Below are 18,529 nucleotides of genomic sequence, written 5' to 3' on the forward strand. Positions count from 1 at the left end.
AGGGCGAGCCAGGCTTAGTCGAGGTTGGCAAAGGAATCGGCGAGTTCTTCGCCGATTTCCTGCATGCGCGATTGCTCGGCCTCTAAGGACTCGGAATCGCGGTGGAGGTAGTAGTTCACCGCCGCGTCATGGACCGTGGTCACGCAGGTGGTCGAGATGGCATCCTCGACCTCCCAGGCCGAGCAATAAAAATGCCGGTCCGCGGCGGTGAAATCGAATGGCTTGTACTCATTTCCCGCGCGGCCTTGGGCGGCATTTTGCTTATCGATGTCCTCATTGACCAGTTCCAAGTAGCGCTCCGCCGCCGCATCTGGGTCATCGGGGCATACGGCCTCATTATCGGACTCGTATTTCGTGCCCAGCACGCTAATCTTTTCCGGCGAATCGCCGCCGTAGAGCACGGAAAAGGAATCATCCTCCTCGCTGGTGGAATCGGGATCCTGGTTAGCGCCTATGAGGGTGTCTGGCAGGGAAGTGCGCAGTTCCGATAATTCGATGGGCGAGCAGCTGCGGTTGGTGGTCTCGTCGGCGCAGGCGACAAGGCCCGCGCCGAGGGCGAGGGTGGCAAGGGGCAGGCTAAAAATACGGTGTTTCATCTTAGGAAATGGTGATGTAGGCATCGTTAGAAAGCGGCGTAGTGCGACCGATGACCGGGTAGCCAGGGACCTCGCCGATGATGAGGAGGCCGCCGGAGGTTTGGGCATCGGCAAGCAGCACTAGCTCTTCCTCCGAGAGGGAAGAGGGCTGCAGGTGTGGGCGCACCCAATCCAGGTTGCGGCGCGAACCGCCTGGGATAAAGCCTTCCGCGAGAGCGTCGGTGGCACCGTCTACGGTGGGCACGGCGGAAAAGTCCAGCTCGGCCGACACCCCGGAGGCGCGGCACATCTTGTACAGGTGGCCGAGCAGCCCGAATCCGGTGACATCGGTGGCCGCGCGCGCACCGGCGGCGACCGCATCCTGGGCGGCCTGGCGGTTGAGCGCGGTCATGGAATCGATGGCGGCCTGGGATACCTCGCCGGTGGCCTTGTGCTTATTATTCAAAATGCCCACGCCGATGGGCTTGGTCAGCGTAATGGGCAGCCCGGCCTCAGCGGCATCGTTGCGCATGAGATTATCGGGATCGACGATGCCCGTCGCCGCCATGCCGTACAAGGGCTCTGGGGCGGTAATGGAGTGGCCGCCGGTGATGGAAATGCCCGCCTCGGTGGCCTTATCCATGCCGCCGCGCAGCACCTCGCGCAGGACGTCCAAGCCGAGCTTCTCATTGGGCCAGCCCACGAGGTTGATGGCGGTAATGGGGGTGCCACCCATGGCGTAGACATCAGATAGCGCATTGGCCGCGGCGATCTGGCCCCAGGTATAGGGATCATTGACCATGGGGGTGAAAAAGTCTGCGGTAGAAATCACGGCGAGGCCGTTGTCGATCTTGACCGCTGCGGCATCATCGCCATCGTCGAGGCCGACCAAGACGTTGGGATCGGCCTTGCCGATGAGCCCTTCTACCGCCGATTCCAATTCCCCGGCGGGAATCTTGCAGGCGCAGCCGCCACCGGCGGCGAAAGAGGTTAAATTAATCTGCTCCGTCATGCTGGTCATTTTACCCGTCGGAAAGTGGTGGGGCGGCGGCGGTGGGCCGCGCGCGGGATCTGTAAAGTAGCCAGGCGGAGGCGTACGTGTCCTGGTGGGCGCCCCGGTCTTCAAAACCGGTGAGGCCGAGCATCTCGGTCTGGCAGGTTCGATTCCTGTCCGTCTCCGCCAAAAGCGCGCAAGGAGGAAAACGAGTGCCGAGCCATAACGCTGGTCGCCCCGCGAATAATGCCCGTGATCCCCGCCGGAATTTACCCCGCATGGATGAGCTCTTGCGGCTCCCCGCGGTAGAAAGCGCGCGGGAGATAATCGCCGAACATGCCATCCGCGCCATGATTCAAGGCGTGCTGTCCGCCGCCCGCCGCGGGGACGTGCCCGTTACCGGCGTGGAGGAAGAAATAGCGCGGCGCTTGGCAGACCACAGCACCCATTCCTTGCAGCCGGTCATCAACGCCACCGGCGTGATCATCCATACGAACTTGGGACGCGCACCGCTGCCTGATGCCGCGATCGACGCGCTGCAGGCAGCGGCCGGATATACCGACGTGGAAATGGATCTAGACACCGGGCGGCGCTCGTCCCGGCGCGGTGCCGGTGCCACCCAGGCGCTTTTGGCGGCGTGCCCCGGCGCGGAGGATGCGCTGGTGGTCAATAACGGTGCGGCGGCCTTATTGCTGGCCACGGCCGCGCTGGCGCCGGGCAAGGAGGTCATCATCTCGCGCGGCGAGCTCATTGAAATCGGTGCGGGGTTCCGCCTGCCGGAACTTATTGAATCCACCGCGACGCGCCTGCGCGAGGTGGGCGCGACCAACCGGACGCACCTCCACGATTATGAAGGCGCGCTGGGGGAGGAGACCGGTGCGATTGTGAAGGTGCACCCGTCCAATTTTCGGATTGAGGGGTTTAGCTCCTCGGTGGGCGTGGGCGAGCTGGCGCGCCTGGCGAAGAAGCAGGGTACACACCTCATTGTGGATCTCGGCTCGGGCTTGCTCACCCACGATCCGGTGCTGCCAGACGAGCCCGATATTCATGCGCAGCTCAAGGCCGGGGCGGATATCGTCATCGCCTCGGGCGATAAGCTTTTGGGCGGGCCGCAGGCCGGCATTTTATTGGGCACCAAGGACGCGATTGCGGCGGTGAAAAAGCACCCGTTGGCGCGGGCGGTGCGCATAGATAAGCTGCGGCTTAATGCCCTGGAGGCTGCAATCACAACGCCCGCCAATGCGGTGCAGCAGGCCCTCCACCTTGACCCGGCGCGCCACCGCGCGCGCACCGAGGCCATCGCCGCGGCGGTGGGCGGCGAGATTGTTGAGCACGCTGGCCGCGTGGGCGGGGGAGGAGCCCCCGAGTACCCGCTGCCCGGCGTTGCGGTGGCGCTGCCGGAGGAACTTGCGCCAAAACTGCGACAGCACACCCCACCGGTGGTGGCGCGCCAGCACCAAGGCCGCTGCCTCATTGACGTGCGCTGCGTGCCCGAGGCCCAGGACAAGGAGCTCATCGCGGCCATCCGGGCGGTGATGTAGGTGTACGTCATCGCGACCGCCGGCCACGTCGATCACGGCAAGTCCAGCCTGGTGCGCGCCTTAACGGACATGGATCCGGATAGGTGGGCTGAGGAAAAGCGCCGCGGGCTGACCATTGACTTAGGCTTTGTGTGGACGTCGCTGCCTTCCGGTGCGGACGTGGCCTTTGTCGATGTCCCCGGCCACGAAAAGTTCTTTGGCAATATGCTCGCCGGGGTGGGGCCTGCCTCCGTGGTGCTCTTCGTGGTCGCCGCGGACGAGGGCTGGCAGGCCCAATCCACCGACCACCGCGACGCGCTGCACGCGCTGGGTATCGAGCACGGCATTATCGCCCTGACCCGCAGCGACCGCGCCGATGAAAAGCGCCGCGCGGAGGTCACCGCCCAAGTGCGCACGCAGTTTTCTGCCACGCCGCTTGCCGATGCCCCCATCATCCCCGTTTCCTCCCACACCGGCGAGGGCCTGGCGGAACTGGGCGCGGCGCTCGATGATTTGGTCGCCCGCGTGCCCGCACCCGACACCGATGCCCCTGTGCGCCTGTGGATCGACCGCGCTTTTAGCGTCAAGGGCGCGGGAACCGTGGTGACCGGGACGCTGAGCGTTGGCACGCTGCGCACCGGCGATGCCCTGGTGCTCTCCACCGCAGAGGGCGCCAATCGCGTGGAGATCCGCGGCCTGCACAGCGAAAATACCGCGCAGGAATCCTTGGGCCCCGTAACACGTGCCGCGGTTAACCTGCGCGGGGTCGATGCCGCCGATATCCACCGCGGTGACCTGCTGCTGAGCCCCGATGCGTGGCGCGGCGTCGATACCGTGGACGTCCACCGCACCTTTGGCACCGCGCTTGATGAACTGCCCGATAACCTCGTGGTCCACTGCGGCACCGCCGGGATAGAAGCGCATCTGCGGCCGCTGTCAGCGGATTTTGCCCGCCTGCGCCTAACGCGCGCTCTGCCGCTAGTCCTCCTGGATCGCTTGGTTGTCCGCAGCCCCGGTGGCCGCCATGTCAGCGCCGGCGTGGAGGTCATCGACGTGCGCCCGCCGGAGTTAGACCGCCGCGGTGCCGCCCGCAAGCGGGCTAACGCACTGGCTGAGTTAAGCTCCTTCCGCAATCCTTCCTCCTACCTGCAGCGCGTGGGCTATGCCCGGCGCGTGGACTTGGAATTCGATGGTTATGACACCGACGCCGCCCCGCAGGGCGTCATTAACTTCGACCAGTGGTGGATTGCCGCCCGCCAGGTAACGCGCTGGAAAGAAGCGCTGACTACCGCGCTGCAGGAACACGCCGCGGCTAACCCGCTCGCACCCGGGATGCCCCGCAAGGCGGCACTCGATGCCTTGGGGCTCACGGACAACGCGCTCCTGCGCCTGGCGGTAGCCGCCGCGCACGCGGAGGAATCCGAAGGGCTTATCCGCCTGCCCGGCCACAGCGTGGATCTCGGCGCCGCCGAGACCGCCGTGGCCGAATTGGAGAGCAGGTTAAATAAGGATCCCTTCGCGGCACCAGAGGCGCACGAACTTAAAGAGCTGGGGTTGAGCGAGAAAGAACTGGCCGCCGCCGAGCGCGCCGGGCGCCTGCTACGCCTCAAAGACGGCATCATCCTCTTACCGGACGCACCGGGCAAGGCACGGGAGCTCCTAGAAGAACTCGAGCAGCCCTTTACCCTGTCCGCCGCGCGGCAAGCGCTGGGGACCACCCGCCGGGTGGCCATCCCTCTGCTGGAATACCTCGATGCCCACGGCATTACCCGCCGCGGCGAGGGCGGCAAGCGCACGCTGCGCTAAACAGAGGCGGCCGACCTATTTGCGGTGGTTTCCGCCGCGCGGGCGGGACTGCTCGCGCGCCACGCGCCGGGCGCGCACGCGGGCGGACTCGGAAGAAAAGCGGCCCGGTTCCTCCGCTACGGGAAGCGCGCGCCAGCTCAGGTTCTGTGAGCCCGGCATGGACGAGACCAAGTCAGCCAAGCCGCTGCTAGCAGGCGGTGCCGCAGCCTCGCCCTCGTCGCGGGCACGAGGTGCGGGCGAGGCTTCGGCAGAACCAGTGACCGCAGTGTCTACATTGGTATCGGGACTGACCGGGCGGCGGGAGCCGGTGGGAAGATCGCCGGCAATGTCGGCGGACTCCAGCGCGAACTCCCATTCCTCGGGCGGGGCTGGGGTGGTAGGACGGGAAGTGGTGGCATTAGGCAGCACGGTGCGGCCGGACGGCACGCGCAGGGGCGGTACCGCAGGGGAGAATAATTCGGCTTCTGTGGCATCCGCTACCGGGATATCTATCGCGATCATCCCGCCGCCGCTATAGGCACGGGCGGCCAACACAGTACCGGCCTCTTGCGCCGCCGCATACGCGGTGCGCAGGCCCGGCAGCTGGCTTAATGCCCCGCACGGTCCCAGCACAGTATCGCCACAGGAGGCCACGACGGCGTTATCGATGACCTTGAGCGTGACAAAGAATTGCTGCGTATCAAAGTGAGATAGCTGCTCATCGGTCAGATCGCCTGCCCCAGTATCAATCACTGCACCATGGCCGCCGGCAAGAAGTACTGATTCGGCCGGTTGGTCATTGACCGGTAGCAGCCACGGCCACAGCCCGAGGGAGACGGCGACCTCGAGTTCGCCGTCAACGATGCCGACCGTGGCCACCGTCTGCGGGGTGGCCTGTGAGGCCTTCAATCGGTGCAGGTCAGGGTATTCGGCCGCCTCAACCTCATCGAGAAAACCGATGAAGCCAAACTCCGAACGCACCCGCCAGCCGTTGGAGTAGGTATCGGGCTCTAAAGAGACATCGATAAGAGCAGGCTGACTACCCACGCCAGGAATGCTCAGCACCGTGCCGGAGATGACATGTTCCAAGATGGCGACGTGTTCGACGCCGAAGTAGCTGGTCGCAAGCGGGTAGGGCACCATAGGAAAAGTAACTCCAAAGCTTTAAAGCGGGGCGTAACGTACGGATCTCATTTTACGCATGTGGGGGTAAAACAGCGCTTAGTCGGTGGTTTTAGCCAATGTTCGTTAACGTATTAATGATTCCCTCAAGTTGAAAAGTGCATAACGAAATAGGAGTAGGGCTTTGTCATCTAATTCATCGCCCCGGCCCGATAACGGAACCACCAATGGGCTGGAAAACGTTAATAATACGGAAGAAAGCCAAAAGCGCGTGCGCGGTGCCAAGCGCATCCTGCACGACATCATCTACCCGCACAATATCCACCCCGCCTTGGTCCCTGGCGTATCCATCGAGGACCAAAAGGTTAAATACGGTGTGGATAAGACCATCCTGAGCGTCGTCGGTGGGCTCGTTATCGCCTTCGTGGTGTGGGGAGTGCTCGCCCCCGAACAGGTCTTTAATACCTCCTCTACGGCCCTGGACTGGGTTATGCGCAACCTAGGCTGGATCTTTACGGCGCTGGCCACCTTCCTGATGTTCCTGCTGCTGATTCTGGCCTTTTCCAAGTACGGGAAAATCCCACTCGGCGTGGATGGCGAAAAGCCGGAGTTTTCCACGATTAGCTGGGCCGCCATGCTCTTTGGTGCGGGCATCGGCATCGGGCTTATCTTCTTCGGACCCTACGAACCGCTTACCCATTATCTCTCGCCGCGCCCAGGTGCCTATGAGGCCGCCAGCGATGAAGCGGTGCTTGGCGCGCTGGCCCAATCGGCCATGCACTGGGGCCTTAATGCGTGGGCCATCTACGCCATCGTCGGGCTGTGCGTGGCCTATGTATCCTTCCGCCGCGGGCGCGTACCCCTGATGAGCTCTATCTTGATGCCGCTTTTTGGCAACCGCTCCACCGATTCCACACCGGCGCGCATTATCGATGGCCTGGCTATCATCGCCACCCTCTTTGGCACCGCGGCCACTTTGGGAATTGGCGCGCTGCAGATCGGCCGCGGCGTGGAAATCGTCAGCGGCTGGTCCACCGCCGGCAATACCGCGGCGTTGGTCATCATCATTGTGCTGTCCATCGGCACCATCTTTTCCGCAGTGTCTGGTGTGGCTAAGGGCGTGCGGTGGCTATCCAATATCAACCTGGCATTGGCGCTGGGCATCGCCATCTTCTTCTTCGTCATCGGACCAACCGCCTTGCTGGCCAATATGATGCCCGCGGTCATCATCGAGTACCTCGATAACACCCCCGAAATGTTGTCCGCCAACATGGGCGAGGGCGAAGATATGGTCTCCTTCCTATCCTCGTGGACCACGTTCTACTGGGCGTGGTGGGTATCCTGGTCGCCGTTCGTCGGCGTATTCGTGGCCAAGATTTCCCGCGGTCGCACCATCCGCCAATTCGTCCTTGGCGTGCTGTTTATTCCTTCCGCTATCATCATCGCCGCTTTTACCATCTTGGGCGGCACCACCATTTGGCTGCAGCGCCGCGATGGCGATATCGCCCCCGATGGCACAATCGATTCCATGCCGGCGGCCGAAGACATCTTCTTTAACGTCTTGGACCATTTCCCCGGATCCAATTGGATGGCCCCGCTGGTCATTGTCATGCTCGTGGTATTTTTCATCACCACTGCGGACTCAGCCTCGCTGGTCAACTCCCAGCTCACCCAGCGCGGCAACCCACAGCCGAAAGCCACTGTTACTGTCTTTTGGGTGATTTGCATGGCGGGCATCGCCGTGGTTATTCTCATCTCCGGCGGCAAAAACGCGCTGCAAGGCCTGCAAAACCTCATCACCATTACGGCGCTTCCCTTTGCCGTCATCATCGTGTTGATGTGCATTGCCCTGATTAGGGAACTGCGCCACGATCCGGCCTCCATCCGCCACTATTACGAGCACCAGGCCGTGTCCAATGCGGTCATCCACGGCGTGCGCGAATACGGCGATAACTTTGCCCTGTCGGTCGAGCCCACTGCGGGAGACTCCGATTACGCCACCGGCGGCGAATTTGATTCCACCGCCGCAGAGGTCACTGAGTGGTACGCGCGCACCGATGAGGAGGGCCATGCTATCGGTTACGACTACAAGGCTGGCCGCTACGTGGATGATGATCCTTCGGTGGCCGATGGCGAGTTCGTCTCTGGCTCCACCGATGACGATGCACAGACTCCGCCCGCTCATTAAGGCTCGATAATTTTAGTTAGGTACAGTCACAGACCATGACCTTGTCCACGTTCGCCTTCGCCTTTGGATTGGTCCTGCTCTCGGGCCTGTCCACCTCCATCGGCGGGGCGCTGGCGGTGGGAAAGCGCCAGCCAGGGCCCGCGTTTATGGCCGCGGCCCTGGGCCTTTCGGCGGGTGTGATGCTTTACGTTTCCTTCATGGAAATCCTGCCGGAAGGCATAGATCAGCTTAGCGATGCCCTCGGGGGTGAAAAACCCGGCACCTGGGCCGCGGTAGGGGCCTTCTTTGCCGGTATTGCGGTCATCGCGATTATTGACCGGATGGTGCCAGAAGAAATTAACCCGCACGAACCGGGCACGACGGAAGAAGACGCCCGCCGGGGCAGGTTGATGAAGACGGGCGTATTTACCGCAGTAGCGCTGGGCTTACACAATTTCCCGGAGGGCTTTGCCACCTTCTTATCGGGCCTGGAGTCCAAGGAGATTGCGGTGCCGGTGGCCGTGGCGATTGCCATTCACAATATCCCGGAAGGCATCGCCGTCGCGGTGCCGCTGCGGGAGGCGACCGGCTCGCGCAAGAAGGCCTTCTGGTGGGCCACGCTTTCCGGACTGGCTGAACCACTCGGCGCGCTCATCGGTTTTGGCCTGCTCATGCCGGTATTGGGGCCTGCCACCATGGGCATTAGCTTTGCCGCCGTGGCAGGAATCATGGTGTTTATTTCCCTCGATGAGCTGCTTCCCACCGCGGAAGAAACTGGCGAGCACCACTACGCCATCTACGGCCTTATCGCCGGCATGGCCATTATGGCGGTATCGCTCATGCTGTTTATGTAATTCTTAGTGTTGCGCTGCCGAGGTGGCAGACGGCGAGCCGGTTGAGGCCTTGACGGCTATGACAATGCTGGCGATGACAAGGCCGAGGATGAGCCCGCACACCATGGACAGGCCGGTTTCGGCCAGCCAGCTCAGCGCACCGTTGTGGATATGTTCAGTGGCGGCCTCGATAAGCTCGTGCGGCTGGTCCACCCCGAATTCATGCAGGCCCGTGGTGACGATATGCCCGCCTACCCACAACATGGCGGCGGTACCGATAATGCCGATGATATCGAGCACGATGGGCATGCCCTTGACCAGGGCATTGCCAAGAAGAGAGTTGCCATCGCGGCGCTGGGTTAAGGCAAGTCCGATGTCATCCATCTTGACCAGCAGCCCCACGGCGCCGTAGACGCCCAGGGTCAAGATGATGCCGACGGCAATGAGCGCGCCGAGGCGCAGCCAGAAGGGCTGATCGATGACCTCATTTAAGGAAATTACCATGATTTCAGCGGACAGGATGAGATCGGTGGTGATGGCGGATTTCACCAGGCTATCTTCGGCCTCGGGGCCCTTGTGCTGGACGGTATCGGTGGCATCGCTTGGGCTGGAGTGGAAGAAGGAGAGGATCTTTTCCGCGCCTTCGAAACACAAATAGGTACCGCCGCACATCAAGATGGGCGTGAGCGCCCACGGCGCGATCCAGGACAGGATCATCGCAATCGGCAAGATGATGACGAGCTTATTGATGAGCGAGCCCTTGGTGATACGCCAGATCATCGGCAGCTCACGCTGCGGTTTGATGCCCTCGACGTATTGCGGGGTTACCGCGGCATCATCGACGACGACGCCGATGGCCTTCATGGAGGTCTTGCCGCCTAGGGCGGCCACATCGTCGACGCTGGAGGCGGCGGCGCGGGCGATTAAGGAGACATCATCAAGCAGGGCGAAAAGGCCACCGGCCATGGCTTATCCTTCGGGGGCTAAAGTTACGTTTTCTGACCAGGACAAGTTTATGCCGTGGTGGGCAAGCCAGGCCATAGCATCGTCGCCGTGGCGGGTAATGCCTTCGACCGCGTTCAGGGTGGTATCGATGGCGAGCTCGGCGTCCTCGGCGGAAATGAGGCCCGCAGACGTCGCCGCGGAGAGCTCGTCGATGTCGAGGACGGTGATGGGCTCGCCGGTGGTGGTCACCAGGTCAACGTAGAGATCGCGGGTGGTCCACTCGTTGCCGTGGCGCTGGATTTCGGCGACGTCGATATAAAAGTCCTGCTCTACCTCAACGCCGGGGCGGAAGTGGAAGATATTCGCGCGCAGGTTGAGGCTTGGCAGCAGCCAGGATTCGAGGTAGCCAAAGCGCGGGTGATCGGCGCCGCGGGCCATGTACAGGCCGAACTCGGTTTCGGTGTAGGTATCGACTTGGCGGAGGTAACCCTTGGGATCGGTATTGGTAAAACCCGCGGTATTAAAGGTCTCGCGCTTGACTGGGTGGAGATCAACGGCCATTACTTCACCTCCAGGAAGGCGGCGGTGGGGGCGAAATCGCAGCGCGCCTCGGTGGTATTAACGGAACCGGAAAGCAGCGCGATGACCAGGCCCTTGCCCGTGTGCGCGGTGCCGGAGAGCGTCGTGGGCCCATCCTGGTTAATGCCGTTATTGTGCAGCGGGGTAATACCGCTTTGCAGGGTATTGATATTGAACCACTGCACGTGCATGCCGCCTTGATCCGGTGCTGCCGGTGGGGTGCCCAGGGCGGTAAAGAGGAAGGCGGTCTCGCCCTCGCCGGCACCGGGGGCGGGAATCTCCGTGGGGCCGGGGACCGCGATGGCAGAGCCGGTGGCGGCGTTGGTGCCGCCGATGCAGTGCGCGGAGACGGTGGGCCAGTAGAACTGCCGGAAGTGCGGGTTATCGCCCTGTGGTAAGGCGACGCCGCCATCGCCGTCGCCGTTGCCGGCAAAGAAGGCCAGGCCTGACAGGATGGCATTGCGGGCCTCTTCAGGGATCCATGGCTGCGCGGCAAAGGCGCGCACGCGGTCCTGGGTCTCCGGGGTGGGGCGGCCGAGCTCATCTAAGGGGCTGGCGGGCAAGTGCTGCTGTGCCAGCGAGGAGAGGTCCGGGGCGAAGGCCTGCGCGGGCGCAACCAGGGGAGAGGCAAGGCCAATTAGTGCGGCGGTGGCAGCGGCGATATAGCCGGTGCGCCCGCTTAGGCGCCAAGAGGTTCGGGCGTGGCTCACGGTATCAGGTCCTTGTTGTCTCGCGGAGGGAAAGCAGTACGGCCCCATTAATCACATCAGTAACAATAATAACTCTAGTAACGATAGTGATCCGCTGGGAAGTGTCAAGTACTAGGTCGTTTCGAGCGCGCGAGACGTTACGGGGTGGCATAGGTCGCGTCTTGGCTCCCCGATGCTGCACTATGCCCTGTTAGGGGGTATCGTAGGACGTCGTTCAAGAACATTTCTCGCGCACCAGCGCTTGTAGATCCTCCGAAGGAGAACCCAACTAGTGAGTAATACCGAGTTCCGTAATGTTGCCATTGTCGCGCACGTTGACCATGGCAAGACCACGTTGGTCAACGGCATGCTGGAGCAGTCCGGTGCCTTTGGCGAACACGGTGAGCACACGGACCGCGTCATGGACTCCAACGATCAGGAGCGCGAGCGCGGCATTACCATTTTGGCCAAGAACACGGCCATCCGCCGCCAGGGTCTGGGCAAGGACGGCGCAGACCTCATCATCAACGTCATCGACACCCCGGGCCACGCCGACTTCGGCGGCGAGGTCGAGCGCGGCATTTCCATGGTGGACGGCGTTGTGCTGCTTGTCGATGCCTCTGAGGGCCCCCTCCCACAGACCCGCTTCGTCCTGACCAAGGCGCTCGAGGCCAAGCTGCCGGTTATCGTCTGCGTGAACAAGACCGACCGCCCCGATGCCCGCATCGACGAGGTTGTTACCGAGTCTCAGGACCTGCTGCTGGAAATCGCCGCCGGCCTCGAGGATGAGGAAGCCGCAGCCGCCGCTGAAGAGCTGCTCGATCTCCCGGTCCTGTACGCCTCTGGCCGCGCCGGCGTTGCCTCCACCGAGAACCCGGGCGATGGCAACGTTCCCGATAGCGAGGACCTGCAGGCGCTTTTCGATGTCATCTACAACGTCCTGCCCGAGCCTTCCGCTACCGTCGATGCCCCGCTGCAGGCGCACGTGACCAACCTGGACGCCTCCGACTTCCTCGGCCGTATCGCGCTGCTGCGTATCTACGCCGGCCGCATCAAGAAGGGCCAGCAGGTGGCTTGGATCCACTACGACGATGAGGGCAACCAGCACACCAAGACCGTCAAGGTCGCCGAGCTGCTGCGCACCGTCGGCTTCGAGCGCCAGCCGGCCGAAGAGGCCATCGCCGGCGATATCGTCGCCATCTCTGGTATCTCCGATGTCATGATTGGTGACACCATCGCCGATCCAGAAAACCCCGAGGCCCTGCCGCGCATCACCGTTGATGAGCCGGCCATCTCCATGACCATCGGCGTCAACACCTCGCCGATGGCAGGCCGCGGCGGTGGCACCAAGCTGACCGCCCGCATGGTCAAGGCCCGCTTGGAGCAGGAGCTTATCGGTAACGTCTCCCTGCGCGTGCTGCCCACCGAGCGCCCCGATACCTGGGAGGTTCAGGGCCGCGGCGAGATGGCTCTGTCCGTGCTCATCGAGTCCATGCGTCGCGAGGGCTTCGAGCTGACCATCGGTAAGCCGCAGGTTGTGACCCAGCAAATCGATGGCAAGACCTACGAGCCTTATGAGATCCTCACCATCGATTCCCCGTCGGAGCACCAGGGTGCGATCACCCAGCTGCTGGCCTCCCGCAAGGGCCAGATGCAGTCCATGGACGTGCGCGAGGGTGACTGGGTGCGCATGATCTTCCGCGTTCCCGCCCGCGGACTCATCGGTTTCCGCACCCAGTTCATGACCGAGACCCGCGGTGCCGGCATCGCCAACTCCATTTCCGATGGCCTCGATGTGTGGGCCGGCGAAATCAAGTCCCGCGCCACCGGCTCCCTCGTGGCTGACCGCACCGGCCAGATCACCCAGTACGCACTGATGCAGCTGGCTGACCGCGGCAACTTCTTCGTCGAGCCAGGCGCCGAGGCCTACGAAGGCATGGTGGTAGGTGCCAATAACCGCGATGAGGATATTGACATCAACATCACCAAGGAAAAGAAGCTGACCAATATGCGCTCTGCCACCGCAGACGCCACGGTCACCCTGGCCAAGGCCCACACGCTCTCGCTGGAAGAGGCGCTGGAATTCTGTGGCAACGACGAGTGCGTCGAGGTCGCCCCAGACGTGCTGCGCGTGCGCAAGCTGGAGCTTTCCGCCACCGACCGCAAGCGCGCCGCCTCCCGCGCTAAGCAGATGAAGAAGTAATCTGCCCTCGGTCTAAGTCGTGGCTGCGGTTGATGCCGCAACCGCCGTGATAATCGCCGTCGTCTCCTGCAGTATGGTTTTTACCGCAGAGGCGGCGGCATCGTCGTAATCCACCTGTTGTTTTAATTCTTTGATGCGGTTGCGCATCTCTCGGCGTTTCATTTCGGGCGCGTCCTCCTTGAGCAGGGGATAGGCCCCTTTAACCTCGCGGAGAATATCCAAGATAATCATGTCTTTGACGCTTGGGTTTTGGGTGCCATCAAGCACCGCAGCGAGCCTCTCGCGCACCTCATCTTCTAGCGCCGTGTCCGTCATGATGTAGCGGTCGCCACCCAGCTGCCACCACGCGGCATCCTCAATCTCCAATTGGCCGTGGTCCCTAAAATCCTGGGCAATCTTCTCGCGCGGGGAGAACCACCTCGCCTGCAGTAGCGTCTTGACCGAGCTGGTCCGGCGCTCGTGCAGGCCATCCCACGCCCAGGCAAGCACTGGGTGCTCTGGCTTTTTATCCGTGGCGTGCACCTTATTCTTTGCACTTATGCCAACCGCGTCATGCATGAGTAAATCGCTAAAAAGGCCGGCGCTCAAGGCGGTCTCGTTGTTGGTCACTGCCTCCTTTTTACCGTTGTCCTTGGTCAGCAGGAGGAACATTTCTTGGCAGATAAGCATGGTGGGGTAATCCCTTCAACAGTGATTTTGTCCGAGTTTAGCGCGCAGAATCTTCGTGTGGCGGGAAGTAGGTACTAAAGTAGTCCGCGATGAAAAATAGTCTCAAGGCTCGTGCACTTGCTGCCACTGCCGCCATCGGCCTCGCGTTTGTCAGCGGGTGTTCGGCCAATCCTGGCCCACCGCCGGTGGTAGAAGATTCGGACGACCAGGAATCTACCGTCCAAGAAACGGAATCAACCACGGCCGCGACGGACGATGGTCCGCCGCGCGCGGAGGAAGACGATTCGCGGCCCACCATTTCCATCGGCGTCGATCCACTGCGCGCTGGCCTTAACCCACACTTGGTGGCCAATAACTCCGAGCTCGTGGATCAAATCGCGGAGCTGGTCTTGCCCTCGACATTCCACTGGGGCCGCATGGACACAGACGTTCTGGAATCTGCCACGGAGGTCACCGCGCCGGAGGGCGTGGCCCAACGGGTGCGCTACGTTATTGCCTCTCCCGCGCAGTGGTCTGACGGCACCCCGATTTCCGGTGCGGATTTCAACTACTTGTGGAAGAAGATGACCACGACCGCAGGCGTCAAGGACCCGGCGGGCTACCGCGCCATTTCCGCGGTGACCACATCCGATGGCGGCCGCGTGGTCACGGTGGATTTTGCCGAGCGGGTTAAGGATTGGAAGCAGCTATTCAACCAGCTCCTTCCCTCGCACCTGCTGCAAAATGCCGATTTTGATTCGGTGCTGGCCAATGACATCCCTGCCTCCGCCGGCCGCTTCGCGGTCGATAGCGTGGACCGCAGCCGCGGGGTCATCACGCTCAACCGCAATGATCGCTTTTGGGGCGCTGACCCCGCCCACATCGATGTCGTCCAGCTGCGCGAGGTACGCGATAGCACCCAGGCGCTGAATATGCTGCGTTCCGGTCAAATTGGGTTCGCGGACTTTACCCCGGACCAAACCTCGCAGGAAGCGCTCGGACTGCTGGGCCACGTAAGCGATAAGACGGTCACCCGCCCGCGCCAGCTGCGCTTGCACATGTCCACCGAGCAGGGTGCGTTAGAGGATGCGGCTGCGCGGCGCGGTCTGGCCTCGCTTATCGATACCGGGCAGGTTGCCCGGCTGGCCACCGGCCGCGCCTCTAACCTGAAGGCCGGGCATAATCCGGTCTCCGGGGAAGCAAACCTGACGGCGCTGCGCGAGCGCGCCAGCAAGAAGCCCATCCGCTTCGCCGTCGATCCGACCAGCCCCACGGCTTTGGCTGCGGCAAATACGCTTTACGATGTCCTCGAGGCCCACGGCATCCCCGCTGAGGTCACCACCGATAGGCTTACCACAATTACCTCTAAGCTGCTTCCTGAAGGCAAGGTGGATGCGGTGGTGACCTGGGAGGATATCACCCTAACTTCGCTCTCTGCGGCGAGTATCTTCAATTGCGCCGAAGACCAGCCGCTCGCCGGGGACCTCTCCGGATTCTGCCCCGACAACGCCGCCGAGACGCGCATGGACATTCTCTCCGGAAAAATCAGCCCCTCAACCGCGCTGGGCCGAATCCGCGAGATCAATGCCCAGGACGTGTTGTACGTCCCGCTCTTAGATGAAACGCGTGTGCACGCGCTAGGGGAGGGTATTGTAGGCCCCGGCCAAAGTATTGATGATTGGGATAAAGGGCTGGTCACAGCGCCGGTTTGGAGGAAAGATGAGGACTAAGGACTTGGCGGGCTACCGCGTTGTTGCGGTGCACGCGCACCCTGATGATGAGACGCTTTTTACCGGCGGCACCCTTGCCACCCTGGCCGCGCGCGGTGCGCAGGTCACGGTCATCACCCTTACCCTTGGCGAGGACGGCGAGGTCATCGGTGCGCCCTATCAAGGCCTGGCCGAGCACCACCAGCTCGGTGGCTTCCGTGCCCGCGAATTGGCCTGTGCCCTCTCCGCTCTAGGAGTAGAAGGCATACAGCTGGGCGGATTCGGCCACTTCCACGATTCCGGCATGGTGGGTTCTCCTTCTCATGACAACCCCCGCGCGCTGGTCAATCGCCTGGATGAGGCCGTAGACCTGCTCCGCGCGGAATTAGATGTTCTCCAGCCGCACGCCATCCTGACCTATGGGCCAGACGGTGGCTATAACCACCCGGACCACGTGGCGGTGCATAGGGTGGTGGAGAAGGCGGCATCGGCAAGCACGCGCATCTGGTGGGCGATCTTTGACCGCGCCGCCAATTACGCCGGCCTGGACACGCTCGACGCGCCCGCGGGTTGGCGCAAGCCCGATGCCGCGTACCTGGATAACTTCACCACCGCCGGCGCGGATCTGGCCTTCGCGCTTGACGATGCTGCCCTAAACGCCAAACGCGCCGCCATGCGCGCCCACGCCACGCAAATCTGGCTGGCCGATGGCACCACCACCGCCACCAACCCCGAGGCCGCCGTGGCCGCCGTGCACGACCCAGCCGCTGTGCCAGGGGCCTACTGCCTGTCCAATAGATTACTGATGCCGTTGCTGCGCGCCGAATACTTTCAACTCGGCCGGGGCGAGCCCGCAACCGACCTCCTAGGGGAGCTGTAATGCGCACTGATTTTAGCCGCGGTGAGCAGGTCACCGGCCTCATCTGGCTCTCCCTCGGCGCCCTGCTATCGCTGTTCCTAGAGGTCATTTACCTTACCGCCCGGATTCCCCTGGCTGATGGCGCGAGCATCGCGTTTCCCATCACCATCGTCATCGCCGCCGCCTTTAACGTGGTGCTAACCCGTACGGCGCGGCTGTGGAGTGATCGAACTTATATCGTGGCCATCCCGCTCATAGTGTGGGGCCTGGGATTTTTCGCGCTTATGCTGCTGGTTCCGATTACCGGTGATGTCATCGTCGGCAATAATATTCTCAGCTTGCTCCTGCTTTTGGCCGGAATCGGCGGCGGCGTTTGGCCTTTCCTAAAGCAGAAGTGACATACTATATTTCATCCCCAAACCCATGAAATCAGGAAGATTCAAGGATTCTCCATGACTTATACAATCGCTCAACCTTGCGTTGATGTAATGGACCGCGGCTGTGTTGAGGAATGCCCCGTCGATTGCATTTACGAAGGCAAGCGCATGCTCTACATCCACCCAGATGAATGCGTGGACTGCGGCGCCTGCGAGCCCGCATGCCCGGTAGAGGCCATCTTCTACGAGGACGACGTTCCCGATGAGTGGATCGATTACAACGATGCCAACGCAGCATTCTTCGATGACTTGGGCTCACCCGGTGGAGCGGCAGCCCTCGGCCCGCAAGATTTCGATGCGTCAATGGTAGCCGCGCTGCCCCCACAGAATCAGGAGTAATTCATGGCCCGCACACCGCTAGGACAATCGCTTCCAGATTTCCCCTGGGACTCGCTGGCTGGCGCCAAGAAGAAGGCCCAGGCGCATCCAGATGGAATCGTTGACCTTTCGGTAGGCAACCCCGTAGATCCGGTCGCCCCTGGCGTGCAGCTGGCGCTGTCCTCTGCCGCCGAGACCCCCGGTTATCCGCAAACGCAGGGCACGCCCGAGCTGCGCGAAGCCATCGCCTCCGCTCTCCGCCGCCGCTATCACATGGACGTGGACCGCGTCCTGCCCGTGGTGGGCACGAAGGAGGCCATCGCGTGGCTGCCCACCCTGTTGGGCATGCGCGGCGAGACCGTCGCCTTCCCCTCGGTGGCCTATCCCACCTACGAGGTCGGCGCCCTCCTCGCTGGGGCCACTCCGCTGCGAGCCGACGACGACTTCCAGGACGCCTCCCTGGTATTTATCAACTCCCCGTCCAATCCTACCGGCCGCGTCGCTGGGGTAGAGGAGCTGCGCTGCATCGTGGCTTGGGCCCGCTCGACGGGCGCCATCATCGCCTCCGACGAGTGCTACATGGGCTTGGGCTGGAACGATGACAACCCGCCGGTATCCATCTTGGATCCGCGCGTGACCGACGGCGATAACACCGGCCTTATCTCCATGCATTCGCTGTCCAAGTCCGCGAATATGGCCTCCTACCGCGCCGGATTCTTCGCCGGCGATAACGACCTCATCGCGGAGCTCTTGGAGCTGCGCAAGCACGCCGGCCTCATCGTGCCAGGCCCGATTCAGGCGGCCATGGTTGCCGCGCTTGACGATGACCCCACCGAAGCCCTCCAGCGCCAGCGCTACGCCGCGCGCCGCGCCGAATTGATGCAGGCGCTTATCAAAGCGGGCTTTACCATCGACCACTCGGATGCCGGCCTGTATCTCTGGGCCACCCGCGGCGAAGGCTGCCGCGAGACCATCGACTGGTTGGCTTCCTTGGGCATCCTCGCTGCACCTGGCGACTTTTACGGCCCCTCGGGTGCGCAACACGTGCGCATCGGCTTAAACGGTACCGACGAGCGGGTGCGCGCCGCTGTCGAACGCCTCGCCAGTGCCTAACTCGCCTCGCGCGTTTCGCCCGCCTGCGCGGGA

General features: G+C 62.6%; 17 protein-coding genes and 1 tRNA gene. 11 read left to right on the top strand and 7 right to left on the bottom strand.

Features of this window, described 5'->3' with window-relative positions; genetic code table 11:
• Nucleotides 1–14: 14 nt before the first annotated feature.
• Together QP908_RS01470 and selD are read right to left on the bottom strand one after the other, a co-directional pair.
• Nucleotides 15–596, bottom strand: a complete 582-nt coding sequence (locus QP908_RS01470) for a hypothetical protein (protein ID WP_284771511.1) — start codon at nt 594–596, stop codon at nt 15–17.
• A 1-nt stretch (nt 597) separates the two neighbouring features.
• Nucleotides 598–1,587 (bottom strand): selenide, water dikinase SelD, encoded by a 990-nt coding sequence (gene selD, locus QP908_RS01475; protein ID WP_284771512.1) that lies wholly within the window; start codon nt 1,585–1,587, stop codon nt 598–600.
• A 76-nt stretch (nt 1,588–1,663) separates the two neighbouring features.
• Between selD and QP908_RS01480 the strand changes: the two genes are divergently transcribed.
• The 3 genes from QP908_RS01480 to selB all read left to right on the top strand — a co-directional run bounded on the left by QP908_RS01480 (nt 1,664) and on the right by selB (nt 4,895).
• Nucleotides 1,664–1,758, top strand: a tRNA-Sec gene (locus tag QP908_RS01480).
• Between the two features lie 23 nt (nt 1,759–1,781).
• Nucleotides 1,782–3,110 (top strand): L-seryl-tRNA(Sec) selenium transferase, encoded by a 1,329-nt coding sequence (gene selA / locus QP908_RS01485; protein ID WP_284771513.1) that lies wholly within the window; start codon nt 1,782–1,784, stop codon nt 3,108–3,110.
• The gene (gene selB / locus QP908_RS01490) at nt 3,111–4,895 is read left to right on the top strand and encodes a selenocysteine-specific translation elongation factor (protein WP_284771514.1); all 1,785 of its coding nucleotides are present in this window, start codon (nt 3,111–3,113) and stop codon (nt 4,893–4,895) included.
• Between the two features lie 15 nt (nt 4,896–4,910).
• Here the strand turns inward: selB and QP908_RS01495 are convergent, their stop codons facing one another.
• Nucleotides 4,911–6,017, bottom strand: a complete 1,107-nt coding sequence (locus tag QP908_RS01495) for a hypothetical protein (RefSeq protein ID WP_239267919.1) — start codon at nt 6,015–6,017, stop codon at nt 4,911–4,913.
• 250 nt (nt 6,018–6,267) lie between these two features.
• On the opposite strand from QP908_RS01495, the gene QP908_RS01500 reads away from it, so the two are divergent.
• Nucleotides 6,268–8,184 carry a BCCT family transporter gene (locus QP908_RS01500; RefSeq protein ID WP_502868857.1) on the top strand — a complete coding sequence of 639 codons (1,917 nt, stop codon included), beginning with the start codon at nt 6,268–6,270 and terminating at the stop codon, nt 8,182–8,184.
• Nucleotides 8,185–8,219: 35 nt separating this feature from the next.
• Entirely contained in the window at nt 8,220–9,017 is a 798-nt protein-coding gene (zupT, locus tag QP908_RS01505) for a zinc transporter ZupT (RefSeq protein WP_284771515.1), read from the top strand.
• Nucleotides 9,018–9,020: 3 nt separating this feature from the next.
• Here the strand turns inward: zupT and QP908_RS01510 are convergent, their stop codons facing one another.
• The 3 genes from QP908_RS01510 to QP908_RS01520 are packed head-to-tail and all read right to left on the bottom strand — an operon-like array spanning nt 9,021 to nt 11,278.
• The gene (locus QP908_RS01510) at nt 9,021–9,962 is read right to left on the bottom strand and encodes a DUF808 domain-containing protein (protein ID WP_284771516.1); all 942 of its coding nucleotides are present in this window, start codon (nt 9,960–9,962) and stop codon (nt 9,021–9,023) included.
• 3 nt (nt 9,963–9,965) lie between these two features.
• Nucleotides 9,966–10,502, bottom strand: a complete 537-nt coding sequence (locus QP908_RS01515; RefSeq protein ID WP_284637766.1) for a ribonuclease FAU-1 family protein — start codon at nt 10,500–10,502, stop codon at nt 9,966–9,968.
• Complete coding sequence (locus QP908_RS01520) at nt 10,502–11,278, bottom strand: Rv1157c family protein (protein ID WP_284624249.1); 777 nt, start codon at nt 11,276–11,278, stop codon at nt 10,502–10,504. Before QP908_RS01520 ends, QP908_RS01515 begins: the two co-directional genes overlap by 1 nt.
• Before the next feature lie 223 nt (nt 11,279–11,501).
• Here QP908_RS01520 and typA point away from each other — a divergent pair, with 223 nt between their 5' ends.
• Nucleotides 11,502–13,412, top strand: coding sequence for a translational GTPase TypA (gene typA / locus QP908_RS01525; RefSeq protein ID WP_005280085.1), 1,911 nt, complete (start codon nt 11,502–11,504; stop codon nt 13,410–13,412).
• A gap of 12 nt (nt 13,413–13,424) precedes the next feature.
• Here typA and QP908_RS01530 read toward each other — a convergent pair whose 3' ends face one another.
• Nucleotides 13,425–14,081 carry a GPP34 family phosphoprotein gene (locus QP908_RS01530; RefSeq protein ID WP_239267908.1) on the bottom strand — a complete coding sequence of 219 codons (657 nt, stop codon included), beginning with the start codon at nt 14,079–14,081 and terminating at the stop codon, nt 13,425–13,427.
• An 89-nt stretch (nt 14,082–14,170) separates the two neighbouring features.
• On the opposite strand from QP908_RS01530, the gene QP908_RS01535 reads away from it, so the two are divergent.
• The 5 genes from QP908_RS01535 to dapC are packed head-to-tail and all read left to right on the top strand — an operon-like array spanning nt 14,171 to nt 18,496.
• Nucleotides 14,171–15,790, top strand: coding sequence for an ABC transporter family substrate-binding protein (locus tag QP908_RS01535; RefSeq protein WP_239267906.1), 1,620 nt, complete (start codon nt 14,171–14,173; stop codon nt 15,788–15,790).
• Nucleotides 15,780–16,649: a PIG-L family deacetylase gene (locus QP908_RS01540; protein WP_239267904.1), complete on the top strand. Its 870-nt coding sequence runs from the start codon at nt 15,780–15,782 to the stop codon at nt 16,647–16,649. Before QP908_RS01535 ends, QP908_RS01540 begins: the two co-directional genes overlap by 11 nt.
• Nucleotides 16,649–17,026, top strand: coding sequence for a hypothetical protein (locus QP908_RS01545; protein ID WP_239267902.1), 378 nt, complete (start codon nt 16,649–16,651; stop codon nt 17,024–17,026). The genes QP908_RS01540 and QP908_RS01545 overlap by 1 nt, the downstream gene beginning before the upstream one ends.
• 54 nt (nt 17,027–17,080) lie before the next feature.
• Complete coding sequence (fdxA, locus tag QP908_RS01550; RefSeq protein WP_023017724.1) at nt 17,081–17,404, top strand: ferredoxin; 324 nt, start codon at nt 17,081–17,083, stop codon at nt 17,402–17,404.
• A gap of 3 nt (nt 17,405–17,407) precedes the next feature.
• Nucleotides 17,408–18,496: a succinyldiaminopimelate transaminase gene (dapC, locus tag QP908_RS01555; RefSeq protein ID WP_239275754.1), complete on the top strand. Its 1,089-nt coding sequence runs from the start codon at nt 17,408–17,410 to the stop codon at nt 18,494–18,496.
• Nucleotides 18,497–18,529 lie beyond the last annotated feature (33 nt).

The organism is Corynebacterium sp. MSK204 (assembly GCF_030229885.1).
Lineage (GTDB): Bacteria > Actinomycetota > Actinomycetes > Mycobacteriales > Mycobacteriaceae > Corynebacterium.

Coding starts and splice junctions, on each gene's coding strand:
- QP908_RS01470 (WP_284771511.1), bottom strand. CDS start 596: ATGAAACACCGTATTTTTAGCCTGCCCCTTGCCACCCTCGCCCTCGGC.
- selD (WP_284771512.1), bottom strand. CDS start 1,587: ATGACGGAGCAGATTAATTTAACCTCTTTCGCCGCCGGTGGCGGCTGC.
- QP908_RS01495 (WP_239267919.1), bottom strand. CDS start 6,017: ATGGTGCCCTACCCGCTTGCGACCAGCTACTTCGGCGTCGAACACGTC.
- zupT (WP_284771515.1), top strand. CDS start 8,220: ATGACCTTGTCCACGTTCGCCTTCGCCTTTGGATTGGTCCTGCTCTCG.
- QP908_RS01510 (WP_284771516.1), bottom strand. CDS start 9,962: ATGGCCGGTGGCCTTTTCGCCCTGCTTGATGATGTCTCCTTAATCGCC.
- QP908_RS01515 (WP_284637766.1), bottom strand. CDS start 10,502: ATGGCCGTTGATCTCCACCCAGTCAAGCGCGAGACCTTTAATACCGCG.
- QP908_RS01520 (WP_284624249.1), bottom strand. CDS start 11,278: ATGGGGCCGTACTGCTTTCCCTCCGCGAGACAACAAGGACCTGATACC.
- QP908_RS01530 (WP_239267908.1), bottom strand. CDS start 14,081: ATGCTTATCTGCCAAGAAATGTTCCTCCTGCTGACCAAGGACAACGGT.
- QP908_RS01535 (WP_239267906.1), top strand. CDS start 14,171: ATGAAAAATAGTCTCAAGGCTCGTGCACTTGCTGCCACTGCCGCCATC.
- QP908_RS01540 (WP_239267904.1), top strand. CDS start 15,780: ATGAGGACTAAGGACTTGGCGGGCTACCGCGTTGTTGCGGTGCACGCG.
- QP908_RS01545 (WP_239267902.1), top strand. CDS start 16,649: ATGCGCACTGATTTTAGCCGCGGTGAGCAGGTCACCGGCCTCATCTGG.
- fdxA (WP_023017724.1), top strand. CDS start 17,081: ATGACTTATACAATCGCTCAACCTTGCGTTGATGTAATGGACCGCGGC.
- dapC (WP_239275754.1), top strand. CDS start 17,408: ATGGCCCGCACACCGCTAGGACAATCGCTTCCAGATTTCCCCTGGGAC.